Below are 19,642 nucleotides of genomic sequence, written 5' to 3'. Positions count from 1 at the left end.
CGACTCGCCCCGCTGCCCATGGCAGTGGGGGTATTCAATGACGGGCGTCAAGCATTGGCGCATTGCTGTCAGGCAAACTGCGCTTACCCGATGCAGTGCCGGCCACAGGGCCGGCACTGCTGTTTTTGTGCGGATGACGTCTCAATGACAAATTGTGCATGTGATGCTTGGGCATGATGAAGCCCATGGGGTACCATGCTTCAACCGTATGAGCCTAGCGTCGCGGCGGCAGGCAACCCCGCTGCTCGAGGAACCGGAGGAATATCCATGGCAGTAGCCCATAAGTTTATCGTCGCTGACGACCATCCGCTGTTTCGTGCAGCACTCACCCAGGCGTTGCGCCAGTTGGCCCCCCAGGCTGAGATTGTCGAAGCCGACACCATGGAAGCCACCACTGAGGTCGTCAATCGACACCCCGATGCAGATTTGATTCTGCTGGATCTGCACATGCCTGGTGCCCACGGCTTTTCGGGCCTCATTCAACTGCGCGGTCAGATGCCGGATATTCCGGTCGCCGTAGTATCTGGCAGCGATGAACCCTACGTGGTACGTCGTGCCATCGACTACGGTGCTTCTGGCTTCATTCCCAAGTCGTCATCGCTGCAGCTGATTGCCGAGGCGGTGGGTGAGATTCTGCAGGGGGAGGTGTGGCTGCCGGAGGCGCTGGCCAACGTCCTCGAAGAGACCAGCGAAGAGGAGTCGCGCTTTGCCGAGGCGATCGCCTCGCTCACGCCGCAGCAGTTCCGCGTGCTCAATATGCTCACCGAAGGGCTGTTGAACAAGCAGATTGCCTACGAGCTAAACGTTTCGGAGGCGACCATCAAAGCCCACGTGACGGCCATTTTGCGCAAGCTGGGTGTCCATTCACGCACCCAAGCGGTGATCGCGGCACAGAAACTGGAAGTGGAGCCGCCAAAAGTCGAGTCGTAACGGCGGACGGTCGATCAGAGGCGCCGCGCTTAGAGAATGCTAAGCGCGGCGCCGTCGTTTTGGTTGGAACTCTTTGTCCAGTCACGCTTTGGCGCGGCTGGCCTGGAGGGTGCGGGTGAGCAGTGCGCGAAGTGCGGCGGGCTTCACCGGTTTCAGCAGCAGCTGGTAGCCCGCACGCTTGACCTCTTCGGCGACTGCTTCGGTGCGATCGGCGGTGATCACAATCCCAGGAACGGCACCAGCAAAACGCTCGCTCAGAGCCTCTAGCGCCATCAGGCCGGTGACCTCGTTATCCAGATGGTAATCCGCCAAGATAGCATCAGGGTCGCCATCCATGTTGCGCAGAATGGATTTGGCCCCACCAATGCTGGTGGCAGTGAATACCTCGCAGCCCCAGCCGCTGAGCATGGCGGTCATTCCTTCTAGAATCAGCGTCTCATTATCGATACACACGATCCGTGTACCGGCCAGCTTATTGCCGCTGCGACGGCTACTGGGTTCCTGCTCGGCAACGGACACTTCCCGAGCGGCTACGATAGGCACGCTGACCGAGAACACCGTACCAACGCCTTCCCAGGAGCGCACTTTGATGGGGTGGTCGAGCACTCGGCTCATGCGATCAGCGATGGAGAGCCCCAGCCCCAGGCCTTTTTCACTCTCTTTATGACGGGAAACCTGATCGAGGCGTCGGAACTCCTGAAAGATCTCCGTTAATTTGGATTCAGGTATCCCTGGCCCGCTGTCCCATACTTCGATCAGCAGTCGCCCTCCTTGGCGGCGACAGCCAAGCAGCACGCGCCCCTCTTGAGTGTAGCGAATCGCGTTGGAGAGGAAGTTCTGCACGATCCGGCGCAGCATCTGCGGGTCGGAATCCACCCATTGCTGGGTGGGCACCACGACCAAATCGAGCCCTCGATCGTCCGCCATGACGTCGAATTCGGCGCGCAGCGGGCGAAAAATATCGGCCAGGGCAAAGTGGCTGCGCCGAGGCGTCAGCGCCCCTGCATCCAGCTTGGAGATGTCCAGCAGCGTGCCCAGCAGCTCTTCGGCGGCCTGTAGCGAGTTGTCGATATGGCCAATGGTGCGCTGGGTATCGCTGGCGGTGACGTTCTGCATCAGTGCCGAGGTAAACAAGCGCGCCGCGTTCAGAGGCTGCAACAAGTCGTGGCTGGCGGCCGCCAGGAAGCGCGTTTTCGAAGCATTGGCGTCTTCCGCTAGCTGTTTGGCCTGGCGCAGGGCCTGCTCCGCTTCGGCACGCACGCGGTTCTCTTGGCGAAGCGCGGCGTTGGCTTCGGAGAGCGCCTGGGTACGCTCGCGCACCCGCTCTTCCAGGGTTTCGTTGGTCTCTTTGAGGGCAATTTCTGCTTGGCGGCGCTCGGTAATGTCTTGATACAGCGCGAAGAAGCCCAGAATCGACTGGCTATCGCCAAAGTGCGGGGTGTAGGTCACCAACATATAGCGCATGGCGTCGTTGACCCGCATGGAGACCTCAAAACTCACCCGCTCACCGGCCAGCGTGCGCTGTACCCAGGGCACCCGCTCTTCGGCTTGCTTCACCGGTAGCACGTCCTCGTAGCGACGCCCGATCACCGCGTTGCGGTCGATGTTGAAGGCCTGCTCGTAGGCACGGTTGGTAAACAGGTAGCGGCTCTCTTTATCGAAGTAGGCGATCAGGGCCGGGACGTTATCGGTATAGATACGGATATTGTTTTCTGAGCGGATCAGCGCTTCTTCGATACGCTTTTGCTGGGTGATGTCTTGATAGGTATAGACGAAGCCGCCGCCGGGCATGGGGTTGCCCTGTACTTCCAGCACGCTTCCGTCCTGGCGGTAACGCACGTAGCGGTGGGGCTGGCCTTCTCGGATGTTGTCCAGCAGCAGTTGAACGTGCTCTTCGGGATCGCCGGGCCCGTACTCGCCGTTGTGGGCGTTGTAGCGAAAGATACGGTCCATCGGTGCGCCAACGCGAATGATGTGGTCGGGGAAGCGAAAGAGCTCCAGATAGCGCTGGTTCCACACCACCAGGCGTAAGTTCTGGTCGACCACGCTAATGCCCTGATTGATGTTCTCGATGGTCGCCTGCAGCAGGGCGCGGTTGAACTCGAGTACTTGGGAGGCTTCATCCACGATGGAGATCACATCGGAAATGCCGATACCGCGCCCCTGAAGGGCCGAGTTCACTACGATCCGCGCCGACGATGCCCCCAAGACAGAGGCGAGAAACCGCTCGGTGAATTGGATCACGTCGATGGAGGCGCGGGTGCCATCATCCAGCGGCTTGCCCGCTCGGCGAGCGTAATCATCGAAGGCGCGGTCGACCTGACCTGCACCCAGGAAGCGCTCGCACAGCACTTTCAAATCGCCCACCGTCGTGGCCCCCGTCCAGGGGCGATTCACCGAGGTTTGTCGGGTTTCGACGCTATCGACGAACAGCGACGCTTGAATGCGCTCTACCACTCGTTGAGACGTCACCTGAGAGACGAAGATATAGCAAAACAGATTGATGCCGAGTGACAGCATGACCCCGTGAGTAAAGGTGTCCCCCAGGTTCAAACCAAATAGCGCCGTGGGTGACAGCCAGTTAAGCCCCAGCGGGCCGCCCGCTAACCATGCTTGTGGCAGCACGCCGGCATTGATCATGGCGGGCATCAGCAGGCTATACGCCCAAATGGCAAAGCCCACGTTCATGCCCACGATCACGCCCAAGCGGTTGCCGCGCTTCCAGTACAGCCCGCCAATCAGCGCGGGGGCAAACTGGGCCGCTGCGGCAAACGAGAGCATGCCGATGGAGGCCAGCGAGGTGAACTCGCCAATCAGCTGGTAAAAGCCGTACGCCATGGCCAGCACGGCCACGATGGTCAAGCGGCGAGTGCGCAGTACCAAACGGCCATAGTCGCGGGCCTTGGTGTCGAACCAGCGCAATCTAAAGAGCGCGGGAATCACGATCTCGTTCGAGATCATGATCGAGACCGCTACCGCCGCCACGATGACCATGCCGGTGGCGGCAGAGAAGCCGCCGATGAAGGTCAGCAGCGTGAGCCACTGCTGGCCGGAGGCCATGGAGAGGGCAAGCACATAGGTATCGGGCTCTACACCGCTTTCTGAGAACAGCAGCAAGCCAGCGGCCGCCAGTGGCACGACGAAGAAGGCAATGGCCAGCAAATAGAGTGGAAACAACCAGCGCGCTTTGGTGGCATCGTCTGGATGGATGTTTTCCACCACGGCCACGTGAAACTGGCGCGGCAGGCACAAAATGGCGAGCATGGCGAGCAATGTTTGCGCCCAGAAGCTTTGGCCAAAGTCTTGGTTGGCGAGCTGGCGCTGCAACTCGAGCTGGCTTTCGGCATGGCCCATCAATTCGCCAAGGCCGTCGAACATCCCCCAGGTGACGAAGGCACCCAGCACCAAGAACGCTACCAGTTTGACCAGCGACTCGAAGGCGACCGCATGGATCAACCCTTCGTGATGCTCGGTGGCATCGGTGTGCCGGGTGCCAAACAGAATGGCAAAAATGGCCATCACCACCGCTACGTAAAAGGCCGTATCGCCAAACAGAGGGGCGTGGGTCATGTCGGGGGCGTCGGTCAAGACACTAAAGGTCGTCGAGACGGCCTTTAGCTGAAGCGCGATATAAGGCAGCGTGCCGATCAGGGCTACTAGGCTCGCAAAGGCTGCTAGAGATTGGGTTTTACCGTAGCGAGAAGCGATGAAGTCGGCAATGGAGGTGACGTTCTGGTGCTTGGCAACGCGGATCATCTTCGCCAGCACGGGCCAGAAGAGCAAAAACGTCAGAATGGGCCCGACAAAGATGCTGGCAAACGACCAGCCCGCCGTGGCAGCCTGGCCGACCGCGCCATAGAAGGTCCACGAGGTGCAGTAAATGGCGAGCGCCAGACTGTAAATGAGGGGGCGGCGGCGGCTGGCGCCATGAGTACGCGCCCGCCGGTCGCCAAACCAAGCAATTCCAAACAGCACTGCAATATAGAGCAGTGACACTGCGACCAGCAGCCCGCCATGAAACATAGTGTCTCCTCACCCATCATGCTTTGAACGGAGCTTTAAACCGCCCTTCGCCCAGTAAAGGGCTCCATTCTAGGCGAAGGTGAGGCGCTACGTCTGCCGTTCGTTGGCTAGTTGGCAAACGGTGGTCAGTAGGGGGGACGTTTCCCGTAGAGGGCGAAGCTCGTTGAGATCCGCTTCTCCGCTCTCTGGGTTGAGGGGAATCAGCTCTCGGCTAGCGCAGTTGAGAAGATAGGGCTGCGTGGTGATCAGGTCGGTATGGCGACGCTCGAACTGGTACAAAATGAACTCGGCGATGATGTCGCCCTCGACGGTTTGCGAACGCACGTTGTCGCTATCCACCACGCTGAAGGTAGTCGTCATGGGAAACAGTAGTGTCCACGGCCGCCAGATCTGGCGAGTGGTATCGCTGGAGATCACTTTGGCCGTTTCCGGTAACTGCTGTTGTTTATGCTCATACCAGCCGTACTCGAACTGTATTTGATAGCCCAGCATGCCCAGTCCGCCAAACACTGGCACAATCCATTTGGGAAGCCGCTTGCGGCTCAAAGTGCGAAGCAGAAGGCCAATCCCAGCCGCGGCAAGACCTGCAAACACGGCGGCCACTAAGTGCCAAATCATACGTTTTCCTTCTGAAAAGCCATCGGGCTTCCCTAAGGAAGCCCGATGGAGGGTGGTTCCGTTCGCTATTGGCCCACGGCGCAATAGAGTGGAACGATTATGACTTAGTGATCGACCGCGGCACCAGCACCTTTCGGATAACGTACGCTTTCCACCAGGTCCTGAATTTCTTGCGGCGGTGCATCGGTGGCGTTGGAGACAATGAAGGCCACGGCGAAGTTGATGATCGCACCTACGGCACCAAACGAGAGCGGTGAGATACCCAGCATCCAGTTATCCGGCGTGTTGGCCAGCATATTGGTGCCCGGAATGAAGAACCAGCCCAAGTAGGTGAAGATGTAGAGCAGGGTGCAGATGAGACCCGCCAGCATACCGGCAACCGCGCCTTTGTTGTTCATGCGCTTAGAGAAGATACCCATCATCAGCGCAGGGAACAGCGAGGCACCGGCAATACCGAAGGCAAGTGCTACCGTTTGTGCGGCAAACCCAGGCGGATTGAGCCCTAAGTAGGTCGCCAGTAAGATCGCGCCGCCCATGGAGATACGGGCTGCCAGCATTTCGCCTTTTTCAGAGATTTTCGGGTTGATCATGGTTTTGATCAAATCGTGACTGATCGCTGACGAGATCGCCAAGAGCAGACCCGCTGCCGTGGAGAGTGCCGCTGCGATACCACCTGCCGCGATCAAGCCCACTACCCAGCCGGGCAGGTTGGCAATTTCAGGGTTGGCCAGTACTAGGATGTCGTTGTTGACCTCCAGTTCGTTGCCTTCCCAGCCGCGGTCTGAATAGTCAGCAGCACCGTTGTAGAACTGGATACGGCCATCGTCGTTCAGATCGTTGTGGGTGATCAGGCCGGTCTCTTCCCAGGTGCGGAACCATTCCGGACGATCTTCGTAGAGGATCGGGTTACGTGCAGCTTCTTCGTAGTTTTCCGTTTGGCCAGCCATTTCCGGATAAACGGTCGTCATCAGGTTCAGGCGTGCCATGGAGCCAACCGCGGGGGCTGTCAGGTAGAGCAGGGCGATGAACACCAGTGCCCAGCCTGCCGACCAGCGTGCATCGGCGACCTTCGGTACGGTGAAGAAGCGAATGATCACGTGGGGCAGACCGGCGGTACCGACCATCAGCGACAGGGTGAACAGCACCATGTTGAGCTTGTTGTCCACGTCGGCGGTGTAGTCACGGAAGCCGAGTGCATTCACGACGTCATCCAGCTTTTGCAGCAGCGGGATACCGGACTCGGTGTGGGTGCTGAACATGCCGAACATCGGAATCGGGTTGCCGGTGAGCTGCATGGCGATGAACACCGCCGGAATGGTATAGGCAATGATCAGTACGATGTACTGCGCTACCTGGGTATACGTGATGCCTTTCATACCGCCGAATACGGCATACATGAAGACGATGGCAGCGGCAATCCAGATGCCCCAGGTGTTACTCACTTCCAGGAAGCGGGAAAACGCGACGCCCGCACCAGTCATCTGACCGATAACGTAGGTGACGGAAGCCACGATCAAGCAGATGATCGCGACCAAACGCGCTGTGTTGCTGTAGAAGCGGTCACCAATGAAGTCTGGCACGGTGAACTTGCCGAACTTACGCAGGTAAGGGGCCAGCAACATCGCCAGAATGACGTAGCCACCGGTCCAGCCCATCAAGAACGTGGAGTTGGCGTAGCCGCCCGACGCGAGCAGGCCCGCCATGGAGATGAACGACGCCGCCGACATCCAGTCGGCCGCCGTGGCCATACCATTGGTGATCGGGTGTACGCCGCCGCCGGCAACGTAGAAGTCTTTGGTGGAGCCTGCTCGCGCCCATATCGCAATGCCGATATAGAGCGCAAACGAGGCGCCAACGAACAGTAAGTTGATTGCAAACTGGCTCATGCTGGCTTACTCCCCCAGGCCGTATTTTTTATCGAGCGCGTTCATTCTCCAGGCGTAGAAGAAGATCAGCACGATGAAGGTGAGAATGGAGCCTTGCTGAGCAAACCAGAAGCCCAGATCCGTACCGCCGACGGGAATGCCCGCGAGCAGTGGGCGAAAGAGGATGGCGCAGCCGTAGGAGACAAATGCCCAGACTACGAGGCATCCGAAGATCAGCCGGACGTTGGCCTTCCAGTATTCAGCAGCATTGGATTTATCGTCTGCCATTGTGTTGCTCTCCAGTTGTGATTTTTAGGGTTGGAAAGTGAACTCAAGATAGCGTGTGGTTCATCAGGGCAACCCCGCATGGAAAACCGCGCTGTTGAGTGAGCGGTAAAACAGTGCTGCCAAACACGTCACCTTCTTATTGTTAAGCCGTTTATGTCGTTAAGGGGTGGTCGGCAAGTTATCGTTAGCGGCTTGAAGTGCATAAGACAAGCGGCATGCGATTACCCTGTATGACTCATGGGTAATACTGGGCAATAATCACCAAAAATAAATCCCAGACTTTGGTATCAGGGTGTTTAAATGGCGGGGTAAGAGCCGGGCGTGAAGACATAAAGCATTATTTTTGATGAATTTTAAGCGTTATTTTAACGCCATTCATGTCGCGATAGGACAATGGTCTATGGCTCGCTTAAAAACAATGTTTGCTACCTTAACCAAAGGTGTTTAGCCGAATTTAAAACGTTCGGGAAAGTCACTACTTTCGTCGCTAAACAAAGGTCGTTAAGACGTAAGCGCTATAGCTAAAAGTATAATGAGTCGATATGTCTAACGTTCGCCACCCCGTGGGTGGTATGTCTCAATCACTGCCCTTAAGCGAGGTCGCCCATGGTAGACGTGGATCTCTCCCAGCTGCCGTTTACGCTGATCGATGACGCCGGGCGTGATCATGTTCGTCGTGGGATGGATCTTGCCTTCTTCGATCGCGATGAAGTCATCCTCGAGATGGGGCAGGCAGGCGAGTCGGTGTTTCTGATTCATAAGGGGGAGGTCGCTGAGTTGGACCCCACGCTGCCTGCCGCTAGCGCGCGAATTGGTCACTACACCGCCGGTGATCTGTTCGGAGCGATCAGTATTCTCAATGGCAAGAGCCGTTACCGCTTCCAAGCCGAGCAGGAGTGCTTGTGCTATGTGATGCCCAAAGCACTGTTTACCCAGCTCTGCCGTCACTACCCACCGTTTGAACAGTTTTTCAAGCAGTCGCTGTCACACAAAGCGCGCCTGCTAACGGAAAAACGCGCTGATGGTGGCGTCACGATGGCGGGTTTCATGCTGGCCAAAGTGCGCGAATGTATGCGCGAGCCGGTACTCATCGATGCATCGAGCACCATTCACGACGCCGTTCGCCAACTGAACGATAGCCATGCCGATAGCCTGCTGGTGAATACGCAAGAGGCGCTGGGCATGGTCACTAAAACCGACCTGCTCAATGGGTTGGTATTGGGGGAGAGTACCCAGCACTCGCCTGTGGCGTCGCTGGCCAACCAATCACTGGTCACCGTCGCGCCCGATCAATACCTGTTCGAAGCACTGATTATGATGACTCGGCATAAGGTCGCTCGCGTAGTGGTAATGGAGGATGAGCACGCCCGAGGCGTCGTGGAATTGATGGACGTGCTGAGCTTTTTCTCCAGCCGTAGCTACGTGGTGAGTTTACAGGTCGAGCAAGCCAATGGCCTGGAAGCTTTGGCGGCTGCCAGCCAACGTACCCCAGAGTTGGTCAACGCGCTAATGGCGCAGGGCGTGAAGCTGCGCTTTGCCATGGAGTTACTGGCAGCGCTCAATGGCCGCATCATGAGTAAAGCCTGGGGTTTTACGGTGCCCGAGCAGTATCACCGCCAAAGTTGCCTGATGGTGATGGGCAGTGAGGGGCGCGGCGAGCAAATCCTAAAAACCGACCAGGATAACGGTTTGATCCTCGCTGACGACTGCCAGTGGCCCACGGTCGCTGACGACATGGCGACCTTGACCCAAACGTTGATAACGCTGGGTTACCCGCCCTGTCCGGGGAATATCATGGTGTCCAACCCTGAGTGGGTGGGCACGGTCTCCCAGTGGCAGCAGCGTATCGCCAAATGGGTCAGTGCCCGCGATGGTGACAGTTTGATGAAACTGGCCATTCTGCTCGACTCTCATGGCGTGGCGGGCAATCCGACGCTGCTCGACCAAGTCCGCCACGCGCTGTTCGAGCACTGCTCCCACGATGAGCTGCTGCTCTCGTACTTTGCCCGTGCGGCACTGCGCTTCTCGACGCCGCTGACCCTATTTGGCTCACTGAAGAAGCCGCAGCACGGTATCGATATCAAAAAAGGCGGGATTTTCCCCATCGTGCACGGCGTGCGCACCATGGCCCTCGAGCGGCGGATAACGGTCACTTCGACGCTGGATCGTTTGGATGATCTGGCCACCGACGGGCGTCTGGATCGACGCTTTGCCGACGATGTGGGTGAGGCGCTGGCACTGTTCACCGAGCTGCGCCTGCGTCAGCAGCTTCAGGAGCTGGATAACGCCCACGCCAAGCGCACTAACCGGGTCGTAGTGCAAGAGCTCTCTTCGCTGGAGCGAGACCTGCTGCGAGAAGCCCTCCACATTGTGAAGGACTTCAAGCAGCGCCTTTCCCACCGCTATCATTTGGAGTATTCGTGAGCGGAATGCGCTTGTTAGATCGACACATGACGCTGCTGAGCGGCTCGTTAAGAACGCTGCTGCAGCGGGAAAGCGATCGACGCCGATGGGCCGATTCGCCCTACGCGTGGCTATTTCAGCCGTACATGGGCGAGGAGTCGGTCGCGATGGCCTGCCAGGTGAGTGACGGTCAGCCCAATGTCGTTAGCGTGGCGGCCGTCGTGCTCAGTCCGCGGCGTGTGCACACAAGCCGTATCTGGTGGGCCACACTGTCAGAATCTCCCGTGCCGGTGTCTGCCACCTTGCGCCGCCATCAGCAGTTACACGCGACGGATACCCCGCGCTCCCCAGATATCGAATGCCTGACAGAGCTGGCCGAATTCATCGGGAATCGGCCGCTCGTCGGTTGGCAGTTAGAGCGCACGATCGAGCCGCTCAACGGGCTATTCAAACGCGTATTGGGGTTCGGTTTACCCAACGCCCAGGTCGACGTTGCCAAGTTGCACGGGCGACAGCTACGGCGTTTGCATCCGCAGGTCGATACCCTCGAATCGCTTGGCGAGGCACTGACCCGTTGGCGGCTGCCACGGCTGATCTGGCCTAGCGTGACCAGCGAAGCCACCGCGAGTGCACTTCTGTATCTACGTTTGCAGCGCGAGATCGCCCTGACCGCCTAGGGTTTGTATTGGGTAGAGCTTCGGAGTGTTGTTAGAATACACACTGCTCCTTTACCCACCGGCAGTGCGACGACCATGTTATCACCTGACTACTTTGACCCTACTTTGTCAGACAGCGCGTCTGACGAGCCTACCGCCACGCAGCACGAGCTGCAGGATGCCAAGCAGAAGCGTGAATTCAACAAGTTGCAAAAACGCCTGCGGCGCGAAGTGGGAAACGCGATCATCGATTACAACATGATCGAGGATGGCGATCGGGTCATGGTGTGCCTCTCCGGCGGCAAAGATAGCTACACGATGCTGGAGATTTTGCGCAACTTGCAACGCAACGCGCCGGTCGATTTTTCGCTGGTGGCGGTCAACATGGACCAAAAACAGCCTGGTTTCCCAGAGCACGTCTTGCCCCAGTATTTGGATAAGCTGGGGGTGGAGTATCACATTCTCGAGCGTGACACCTACTCGGTGGTAAAGGAGAAAACCCCGGAGGGTAAAACCACCTGCGCGCTCTGCTCGCGCTTGCGCCGCGGCTCGCTGTATGGGTTTGCCGAAGAGATCGGCGCGAACAAGATTGCCCTCGGCCACCATCGCGAAGACATTCTAGAAACGCTGTTTCTGAACATGTTCTTCGGCGGTACGCTAAAAGCCATGCCGCCGAAACTGCTCTCGGATGACGGTAAAAACATCGTGATCCGCCCGCTGGCCTACTGTAAAGAGGCGGATATTGCTGAGTTTTCGCGGCAGATGGCGTTTCCCATCATTCCCTGTAATTTGTGTGGGTCGCAGCCGAACATGCAGCGACAAATCGTCAAAGAGATGTTGGCGGAGTGGGACAAGAAGCATCCTGGGCGCTTGGAGAGCATGTTCAAAGCAGTCACCAACGTGGCACCCTCGCAGCTTGCCGATCGCGAGCTATTCGACTTTGCCGGTCTCGAAGCCAAGCAGGCGGCCTTGATGGAAGGACGCATCCAAGCCTTCAACGTGTGATCGTTGGCGCCTCCTCTTCTGCCAGGGTAATGAGGCGCTGCATGTCCAAAATATTGACCTCGCGCCCTGAGACGGCCACGACCTCCTGCTGCTGAAAGCGGCTAAGAATGCGGCTGACCGTTTCGACCGCTAGGCCCAGGTAGTTACCCATATCGGCCCGGGACATGGATAGGCGGAAGCTGTATGGCGAGTAGCCCCGCCGCCGGAAGCGATCAGAGAGCGTAATCAAAAAGCTCGCCAGCCGCTGATCCGCGGTCTTACGCGACAGTAGACGCATCATTCGCCGATCGTCGCGCAGCTCTTTACTCATGCTGCGATAGAGCTGGCCGCGCAGCTCGGGCAGCTCCTCGGAGAGCGAGTCCAGGCGGTCGAACGGAATTTCGCACACCGTCGTCGTTTCCAGAGCCATCACCGTGCCGGGGTAGTGCTCTTCGTCGATGCCGTCCAAACCCACTAGTTCGCTGGGTAGAAAGAAATTGGTGAGCTGGTCATGGCCGTTGCCTTCGCTGGTGACCTGCTTCAAGCTACCCGAGCGCACCGCATAGACACTGGTGAAAGCGTCCCCTTGGCGGAACAGGGGTTCGCCTTTCTTCAACGGCGAGCGGCGGCGAATGATCGCATCGAACTGGCTCATATCCTCGAGCTCCAAGGCGAGCGGTAAGCACAGCGAGCTTAGACTACACGTCTGGCAGCGCGCCTCTTGCAGCAGTGAACGTCGTTGGCTGGCAGGATATGGCATAGGAGTCTCCCTTCTTCTTTCGCCATCATAGGCACAGGGGGCAGGCGGCTCAAGGCGCTCACACGATCTTCGAGTAGCGCTGACCATCCTGACGTTGTAAGTGAGTGTCGAAGGCCATGGCCAAATGCCGAATGAGCAATCGCCCGATCGGCGTGGCGCTCAGCCGAAGGCCCTCACGCTGTACGAGGCCATCCCGTTCGGCGATCGCCAGTCGCTCGAAGGCAGTGGCAAAGTAGTCTGCCGCATCGATATGCCAACGCTGACCGATCGCGTCGAGATCGATGACCATATCGCACATGAACCGCTCGATGACGTCTCTTCTTATTAGGTCATCCTTATTTAAGCGTAGTCCTTTTATCGTTGCCAGCCTACCTTCATCCAAAGCGGCTTCATAGTGGGCGAGTTGAGTAGGGTTTTGGGCGTAAATATCGTCGACCCGAGAAATGGCGGATACGCCCAAACCAATCAAATCGCACTCGGCGTGGCTAGAGTAGCCTTGAAAATTACGCTGCAGCGTGCCGTTGCGCTGCGCCTGGGCCAAGCTGTCGTCGGGGCGTGCAAAGTGGTCCATGCCAATATGCACATAGCCCGCCTGGGTGAGCATCTCGATAGTGGTGTGCAGCATGGCCAGCTTTTCATCGGCGCTGGGCAGGTCGGCCAACTGGATACGTCGCTGGGGTGCAAAGCGGGTCGGCATGTGGGCGTAGTTGAAGACCGATAATCGTGCTGGTCCCAGCTCGATGACCTGACGAAGCGTTTCGGCAAAACGCCGTTCGGTTTGAAAGGGAAGGCCATAGATTAAATCGAGGTTGAGCGAGCGAAAGCCGAGCCGATGCGCTTCGTCCATGAGCGTTTCGGTGAGCACCCGGGGCTGCACGCGATTGATCGCCGCTTGAACCTGCGGATCGAGATCTTGAACGCCAAGGCTTAGGCGGTTAAATCCTAGCGATTGGAGATGTCGCAGGGTAAAGACATCCGCTTCGCGTGGGTCAATTTCAATGGCATAGTCCCGATCTGGCGCGTTCGATAACCCAAAACGGGCATCAAGCCGGTCGACCAAATCGCTCATTTGCGCCAAGGTAAGAAACGTCGGCGTGCCGCCGCCCCAATGCAGTTGCTGCACCGGTCGTTGGGTATCTAAATGGCGCGACGTGAGCACCATCTCACGATCTAGCCGAGACAGGTAGGGCTCGGCCAGCGACGTATTTTTCGTAGCGATTTTGTTGCACGCGCAGTAGAAGCAGATCTTGCGGCAAAATGGGACGTGGACATAGAGCGACAGTGGCTTTTGGCTGGCGTTACTGCGTTCTAGTGCCTGGGCCATATCGTCGGCGGTGAAGCCGTCGTGAAACGACAGCGCTGTCGGGTAAGAGGTATAGCGCGGGCCGCTCGTGTCGTAACGACGTAACAGGGCGTCGTCCCATGCAGTGGCCTCAGCCACTGATGAAGTGGGCTGAGCGTGGGCAGCAGTAGCATGAACGGGCATAGGCAACGCTCCGGTGTAACAGAACAAGCGAGTGAACGGATGCGTTCATGCTACGCCAGGGGGCAGCGCAATGCGTTGAGCTGTATCAAGCAATGGCGTAAAAGCCCATGCCGAAGCGGCTAAGCTAGTTAGAAAGGTGAGAAAGTGCGGCCCGTCGATAGGCTCAGTGCCCGGTAGGGGAGAACAACGTCCAGAGCTGCCACAGCGCAAAACTGATGATGGTCAGCGCGGCGATACTGCGTGTGGCACGGTGGCGAATCAAGTGGCTGAGCTGGCGTGCCGCTAGGCCCGTCGCAAGCAGCGCGGGCAGGGTGCCCAAACCAAAGGCACCCATCAATAGCGCCCCTTGTAACGGATCGGCAATGGCCAAGCTCCAAGCAAGCATCGAGTAGACCAATCCGCAGGGTAGCCAGCCCCACAGGGCGCCTAAAGCAAACGCCTGGGGCAGGTACACGACGGGCATCAAGCGCCTGCCGATGGGTTCGATATGGCGCCAAAGCCTGCGCCCTATCGCTTCCACTTTCAATAAGCCTTTCCACCAGTTAGCGATATACAGCGCCATCAACATCAGCATCACCGCCGCGACGACCTGTAGCGCGAGACGTGCATGAGGCGATAGTGAGATCAAGGTGCCCAGTCCGGCTACCAAAGCGCCAGCCGTCATGTAGCTCATGATGCGCCCTAGGTTATAGCCGAGCAATAATCCACCCATACGGGCAGGGTGTCGCATGCTGGGTGGCACGGCAAAGGTGAGCGCACTCATGATGCCGCCGCACATGCCAATGCAGTGGGCACCCCCCATCAAGCCAAATACGAAGGCTGCCAGCAGTGGCGGCAAGTCAAGTCCGGTCGGGTTCACGGCGGTGGCTCACGGTCACGGGGTGGCTTGGTGCCTTTTTTGCGCTCGGCGCGCTGTTCGGGGGTGAGATCGTTCTCATTGTCGTCGAACAGAATGCGATGGGCAGGGCCTTCCAAGTCGTCGAACTGGTCATTCTTCACCGCCCAGAAGAAGGCCCACACTGCGAGCCCTAGCAAAATCAGCGACAGTGGAATCAATAAATAGAGAATCGTCATGCGGTCACCGGTCTCGCGGGAGCTACCTGGGAAACGGTCGAGCTACGCCAGCGGGTCAAGCGCAGCGCATTGCCCACGACCACGAGTGAGCTGAGCGACATGCCAATAGCCGCCAGCCAGGGCGGCACCAACCCTATCGCAGCCAGAGGCAGTGCAGAGAAGTTGTAGCACACCGACCAGATCATGTTTTGACGCATGATGCGTCGCGTCGCGTTGGCAATCTCGATGGCCTCGAAAATACGCATCAAACGTGGGCTGAGCAAGACCGCATCGGCGCGGGTACGCGCCAAGTCGGTGGCACCGTTCATGGCAATGGCCACATCGGCGCCGGCCAAGACTGGCACATCGTTGATGCCATCCCCAATCATCACCACGCGCTCGCCTTGGGCCTGCAGCTCGCGCAGCCGCTCGAGTTTGCCTTCCGGTGACTTGCCCGCGTGCCATACGGGGATATCGAGCTGCTCGGCCAGGCTTTCTACCGCTTCTTGGGTATCGCCGGAGAGTAGCTCCACAGTAAGCCCTTTCGCTTGTAGGGCGGCAACGGTGTGCGCAGCGTCTTCCCGGACACCGTCATGGAGCTTGAACCAGGCGCGTGGTGCATCGTCTTCGCTAAGTAGTAGCCACTGACCGCGGCCAGGAGTGCTGAGTGTTTGGCTCGTTGCAAAATCGGGCTTGCCCAAGCGCCATGTGGCGCCGTCGAGTATGCCCTCCAGTCCGCTGCCGGTAACGCTTTTGACCTGCCGCGCTTGCAGCGTGGCGTCCCTATACGGTCGAAAAGCGCGGGCAATCGGGTGCTCGGAGTGAGCTTCTAGTGCGGCAGCGATCGCGCGTAGCCGTTCGCTGCTCTGCTCGGTTAACGGATGCGTCTGGGTGAGCTGCATCTCGCCACGGGTCAGCGTGCCGGTCTTATCAAAAATCACCCGTGTCACGTTCGAAAGTGACTCAATAGCATCGGCTCGGGTGATCAGGACGCCGCGCTGGCGCAACTGTCCATGCCCTGCCGTGAGAGCCGTTGGAGTGGCGAGCGCCAGTGCACACGGGCAGGTGACCACGAGCACCGACAGCAGCACCCAGAGCATACGGGACGGGTCGATGAACCACCATGCCACGGTGACACAGGCGGTGACCACCAGTAGGCGTAGAACGAATAGGTGCGCCATTCGCGCTGCCATCTGGGCCAGCCTTGGGCGGCTGGCAAAGGCCCGGTCGGTCAAATCCACGATACCCGCCGCGCGCGCATGGCTACCTGAATGGGTAACCCGCACCGTAAGCGGGTTTTCCATGTTTTGACTGCCGCCCACGACCTGTTCGCCTACTCGGCGAGTGACGGGTAGATATTCGCCGGTTAGCATCGACTCATCCAGGCTGGATTCACCATCTTCTATGATGCCATCGGCGGGCACACCGTGGCCGGGCTTGATGAGCACTCGATCCCCGGGAGCTAGCTCGCTGGCGGGTAGGATGCGTTCGCTGCCGTCCGCCTCCAGTCGGGTAGCAGAAACCGGCAGCACACCACTTAATGCATTGCCGCTGTGGCCGCTGCGCCGCCGCGCGCGTCCTTCCACGTAGCGGCCAAATAGTAGGAAGAAGGTGAACATGGCGACAGAGTCGAAATAGACCTCGCCAACGTTGAACAGTACGGCATAGCTGCTGGCTAGATAGGCACCGCCGATGGCCAGTGAGACGGGCACATCCATGCCCAAGACGCCCGTTTTGAGATCACGAAGGGCGTTGCGGAAAAAGGGTAGTGCTGAGAAGAAGACCACCGGAGTGGCCAACGCAAACGAGAGCCAGTGAAAAAGCGCAAAGAAATCTTCACTGAGTTCCCCAGGCCCTGACACATAGATCGGGATGGAAAACATCATCACCTGCATCATCCCTACCGCTGCCACGATTAACCGGCGCACGTTCATGCGCTCTTCGTGCTGCAAGCGCGTTTGGGCGTGGTCGGGCTCGTAGGGCTGTGCCTCGTAGCCGATGGCGGCAAGCTCGGCAAAGAGCTGGGAGAGCTTGATGGCGCTGGGATCCCAGGAGACGCGTAGGCGGTGATGGGTCAGGTTGACCGCGCTGGAAGCGACTCCTTCGAGTGCGTTCAGGCGGTGTTCGATGAGCCAGGCGCAGGCGGCACAGGTAATGCCGTCGATGGCCAGCGTTGCCCTGACGTGGCCCTCTTCTCCGTCCGGGTGAACGAACTGCGCCTGAAGTCCAGGGTCGTCGAACACGGACCAGGTTTCCGCTTTGGCCGCTTGGCGCTCGTCGGGCCGCTCGGGTAGTTCGGTGCGGTAGCGGTAGTAGCTCTCTAGCCCGCCATCCACAATGGCGTGTGCCACGGCTTCGCAGCCGGGGCAGCACAAGGGGTGGGACGTGTCATCGACGACGATGCGCCATGTCGCCCCGTCAGGCACCTGACTACCGCAGTGGTAGCAGCTTTGCGGGTGGGTGCTCATTCGCTCTCTGACCGCCCTCCCGGTAGCAGCGCAATAGTCTGCTCATTGGGAAAGCGAGCTTCGCCAATGAGACGCCAGTCCGCGTCGTTGCCTTGCTCGGGCTGAATTTGAAGGTACCACCGGTAGCGCAGGTTATCTGGACCTTGCGTGATATAGCGGCCCTCCCGCACGTGCTCCAGTACGAAGGATTGATCGCGATCATCTTCGGTGGGGAAGATCAGATCGAGATAGAGCTTATCTGGCCGAGCGTCCCCAGTCAGGTCGATGACGATATCGCTGGTGAGTGGATCGATGCGCAGATCGGCGCTCAAGTTGAGTTCGCGTGCGCGCTCCTGCTTCGCTAGCACCATGTTGATGGCTTTACCGTGCTCGTAGTAATCCTCCTGAACCACCATGCCGTCGTAGCTTTTGATCGACATGATGGCGAAGCCAGTGCTGAAGAGGATGGACGAAAACAGCAGTCCGAGTAAAAACCACGGCCAGAACTGTTTGTACCAAGGCGGAATGGGGGTGTCGGACATGACGTACTTATCTCCTGATGTCGCTCAAGAACCGCGCTTCACGGGTCTGTTGAATCTGTTCGTCTTGCTGCGCTTGCAGCGTCAAGGTGATGGCGTGGCTAGGCTCGCTCAACGTATCCGGGGTTGCCAGTACGGTAATGACCTGAATGCGCGACTCGCCTGCGGGTACCCGCAGCGAGGTGTTGTCCACCTGTAGGTTGGGTAGCCCGGCGGCGCTGATCACGTAGGTGTGATCTTGCGAATCCAGGTTGCGTACGGTGAGGCTATAAACGTTGCTGATCAGCCCATCGCGAGTGACTTGATAGAGCTGCGTTCGCTCGCGTTCGGCATCGAAACTCAGCGGCGTACGATCGTTCACCGCCCAGGCAAAGGTCGCTATCATCACCAGCAGTGCGACGAAATAGCCGATCAAACGCGGACGCAGGATATGACTCTTTTTACCTTCCAGCGCGTTTTCGGTGGTGTAGCGAACGAGGCCGCGGGGGTAGCCCATTTTGTCCATCACACTATCGCAGGCATCGATACAGGCTGCACAGGTGATGCACTCGTACTGCAGCCCGTCGCGGATATCGATACCGGTAGGACAAACTTGAACGCAGAGTTCGCAATCGATGCAGTCGCCCAAGCCCGCTTCACGAACCTGGGCGTGGTCGAGGGATTTTTTACGATGGCCACGGGGTTCGCCGCGCGCGGCGTCATAGGAAACGATCAGCGTATCGCGATCGAACATCACCGACTGGAAGCGGGCATAGGGACACATATAGATGCACACCTGCTCGCGCAGCCAGCCCGCATTGAGATAGGTGAAGACTAAAAAGAAGCCTACCCAAAAATAGGACCAGCCGTGGGCTTCCAAAGTGGGGAGCTCCGTGACCAGGTCACGAATCGGCGTAAAGTAGCCGACGAACGTCACGCCGGTGGCCAGGGCGATCAGCAACCAGGCGGCGTGTTTGGCGCCTTTGCGCCAGGCTTTATGGGCATTCATTGGTTGGTTATCCAACTTCATGCGCTGATTGCGCGACCCTTCGATGCGATGTTCGAGCCAGATGAACAGAAAGGTCCAGACGCTCTGCGGGCAGGTATAGCCACACCAAACGCGCCCAGCGAAAACGGTAATAAAAAACAATCCAAAGGCGCAAATGATCAGCAGCCACGATAAGAGGATGAATTCCTGCGGATAGAAGGTCGCCGAAAAAATATGAAATTCGCGGCCAGGCAGATCGAACCATACGGCGGGGCGATCCCCCCAGTTCACCCAAGGCAGCAAAAAGAAGCCCAACATGAGCGCCCAGTTGGCGCTGCGTCGTACCTTTTGAAACAGCCCTTTGATCTCACGCACATAGATATGTCGCCGCTTGGCGTACATCTCTTGCGTGGTGGTGTCACCCGGCGTGTGGTGCCCAACGGTTGGCGGCGTAATATCGTGGCTAGGTATTTTTTCCATGGCGGTGATCGCAGCTCAATAGGCAGGAGTGGACATCAGCCCGGCAAACTCGACGTCAACACACAGCGCAGGTTGCGTTGTGCTATGCCGAGTCGTTGTTCGCACATGACTAGCGATAGTGTAACGGATCGTCGGGCGGCTGA

Annotated in this window: 15 protein-coding genes; 4 read left to right on the top strand and 11 right to left on the bottom strand. The window is 58.4% G+C overall.

What is annotated here, in order from left to right; all coding sequences use genetic code 11:
- Window positions 1-267: 267 nt before the first annotated feature.
- Complete coding sequence (locus GYM47_RS14150; RefSeq protein WP_016916171.1) at window positions 268-930, top strand: LuxR C-terminal-related transcriptional regulator; 663 nt, start codon at window positions 268-270, stop codon at window positions 928-930.
- An 81-nt stretch (window positions 931-1,011) separates the two neighbouring features.
- Here the strand turns inward: GYM47_RS14150 and GYM47_RS14145 are convergent, their stop codons facing one another.
- The 4 genes from GYM47_RS14145 to GYM47_RS14130 all read right to left on the bottom strand — a co-directional run bounded on the left by GYM47_RS14145 (window position 1,012) and on the right by GYM47_RS14130 (window position 7,724).
- Entirely contained in the window at window positions 1,012-4,953 is a 3,942-nt protein-coding gene (locus GYM47_RS14145) for a hybrid sensor histidine kinase/response regulator (protein WP_153842512.1), read from the bottom strand.
- Between the two features lie 87 nt (window positions 4,954-5,040).
- The gene (locus GYM47_RS14140) at window positions 5,041-5,571 is read right to left on the bottom strand and encodes a hypothetical protein (RefSeq protein WP_153842513.1); all 531 of its coding nucleotides are present in this window, start codon (window positions 5,569-5,571) and stop codon (window positions 5,041-5,043) included.
- A gap of 104 nt (window positions 5,572-5,675) precedes the next feature.
- Complete coding sequence (locus GYM47_RS14135; RefSeq protein ID WP_139526378.1) at window positions 5,676-7,457, bottom strand: sodium:solute symporter family protein; 1,782 nt, start codon at window positions 7,455-7,457, stop codon at window positions 5,676-5,678.
- A 6-nt stretch (window positions 7,458-7,463) separates the two neighbouring features.
- The gene (locus tag GYM47_RS14130; RefSeq protein ID WP_054641318.1) at window positions 7,464-7,724 is read right to left on the bottom strand and encodes a DUF4212 domain-containing protein; all 261 of its coding nucleotides are present in this window, start codon (window positions 7,722-7,724) and stop codon (window positions 7,464-7,466) included.
- A gap of 606 nt (window positions 7,725-8,330) precedes the next feature.
- On the opposite strand from GYM47_RS14130, the gene GYM47_RS14125 reads away from it, so the two are divergent.
- The 3 genes from GYM47_RS14125 (at window position 8,331) to ttcA (ending at window position 11,788) form a co-directional block, all read left to right on the top strand.
- Window positions 8,331-10,148: a putative nucleotidyltransferase substrate binding domain-containing protein gene (locus GYM47_RS14125; protein WP_153842514.1), complete on the top strand. Its 1,818-nt coding sequence runs from the start codon at window positions 8,331-8,333 to the stop codon at window positions 10,146-10,148.
- A 5-nt stretch (window positions 10,149-10,153) separates the two neighbouring features.
- Window positions 10,154-10,804, top strand: coding sequence for a 3'-5' exonuclease family protein (locus tag GYM47_RS14120; RefSeq protein WP_153842712.1), 651 nt, complete (start codon window positions 10,154-10,156; stop codon window positions 10,802-10,804).
- A 75-nt stretch (window positions 10,805-10,879) separates the two neighbouring features.
- A complete protein-coding gene (ttcA, locus tag GYM47_RS14115) occupies window positions 10,880-11,788 on the top strand; it encodes a tRNA 2-thiocytidine(32) synthetase TtcA (RefSeq protein WP_139526380.1) in 909 nt (302 codons plus the stop codon).
- Here ttcA and fnr read toward each other — a convergent pair.
- The 7 genes from fnr to ccoG all read right to left on the bottom strand — a co-directional run bounded on the left by fnr (window position 11,778) and on the right by ccoG (window position 19,499).
- Window positions 11,778-12,527, bottom strand: a complete 750-nt coding sequence (fnr, locus tag GYM47_RS14110; RefSeq protein WP_139526381.1) for a fumarate/nitrate reduction transcriptional regulator Fnr — start codon at window positions 12,525-12,527, stop codon at window positions 11,778-11,780. The genes ttcA and fnr overlap by 11 nt on opposite strands.
- A 58-nt stretch (window positions 12,528-12,585) precedes the next feature.
- The gene (gene hemN, locus GYM47_RS14105; protein ID WP_153842515.1) at window positions 12,586-14,013 is read right to left on the bottom strand and encodes an oxygen-independent coproporphyrinogen III oxidase; all 1,428 of its coding nucleotides are present in this window, start codon (window positions 14,011-14,013) and stop codon (window positions 12,586-12,588) included.
- A 163-nt stretch (window positions 14,014-14,176) separates the two neighbouring features.
- A complete protein-coding gene (locus tag GYM47_RS14100; protein ID WP_153842516.1) occupies window positions 14,177-14,872 on the bottom strand; it encodes a sulfite exporter TauE/SafE family protein in 696 nt (231 codons plus the stop codon).
- Window positions 14,869-15,087, bottom strand: coding sequence for a cbb3-type cytochrome oxidase assembly protein CcoS (ccoS, locus tag GYM47_RS14095; protein WP_153842517.1), 219 nt, complete (start codon window positions 15,085-15,087; stop codon window positions 14,869-14,871). The genes GYM47_RS14100 and ccoS overlap by 4 nt, the downstream gene beginning before the upstream one ends.
- Window positions 15,084-17,534: a heavy metal translocating P-type ATPase gene (locus GYM47_RS14090; RefSeq protein WP_153842518.1), complete on the bottom strand. Its 2,451-nt coding sequence runs from the start codon at window positions 17,532-17,534 to the stop codon at window positions 15,084-15,086. Before GYM47_RS14090 ends, ccoS begins: the two co-directional genes overlap by 4 nt.
- Window positions 17,531-18,055 (bottom strand): FixH family protein, encoded by a 525-nt coding sequence (locus tag GYM47_RS14085; protein WP_139526386.1) that lies wholly within the window; start codon window positions 18,053-18,055, stop codon window positions 17,531-17,533. Before GYM47_RS14085 ends, GYM47_RS14090 begins: the two co-directional genes overlap by 4 nt.
- Window positions 18,056-18,062: 7 nt before the next feature.
- On the bottom strand, window positions 18,063-19,499 hold the full coding sequence (ccoG, locus tag GYM47_RS14080) for a cytochrome c oxidase accessory protein CcoG (RefSeq protein ID WP_139526387.1): 1,437 nt from the start codon (window positions 19,497-19,499) through the stop codon (window positions 18,063-18,065).
- Window positions 19,500-19,642 lie beyond the last annotated feature (143 nt).

The sequence above is a fragment of the Vreelandella piezotolerans genome, from assembly GCF_012427705.1.
GTDB classification, from domain to species: domain Bacteria; phylum Pseudomonadota; class Gammaproteobacteria; order Pseudomonadales; family Halomonadaceae; genus Vreelandella; species Vreelandella piezotolerans.
The sequence above is the reverse complement of the archived record's forward strand: the minus strand, read 5'-3'. Positions and strand labels throughout refer to the sequence as shown.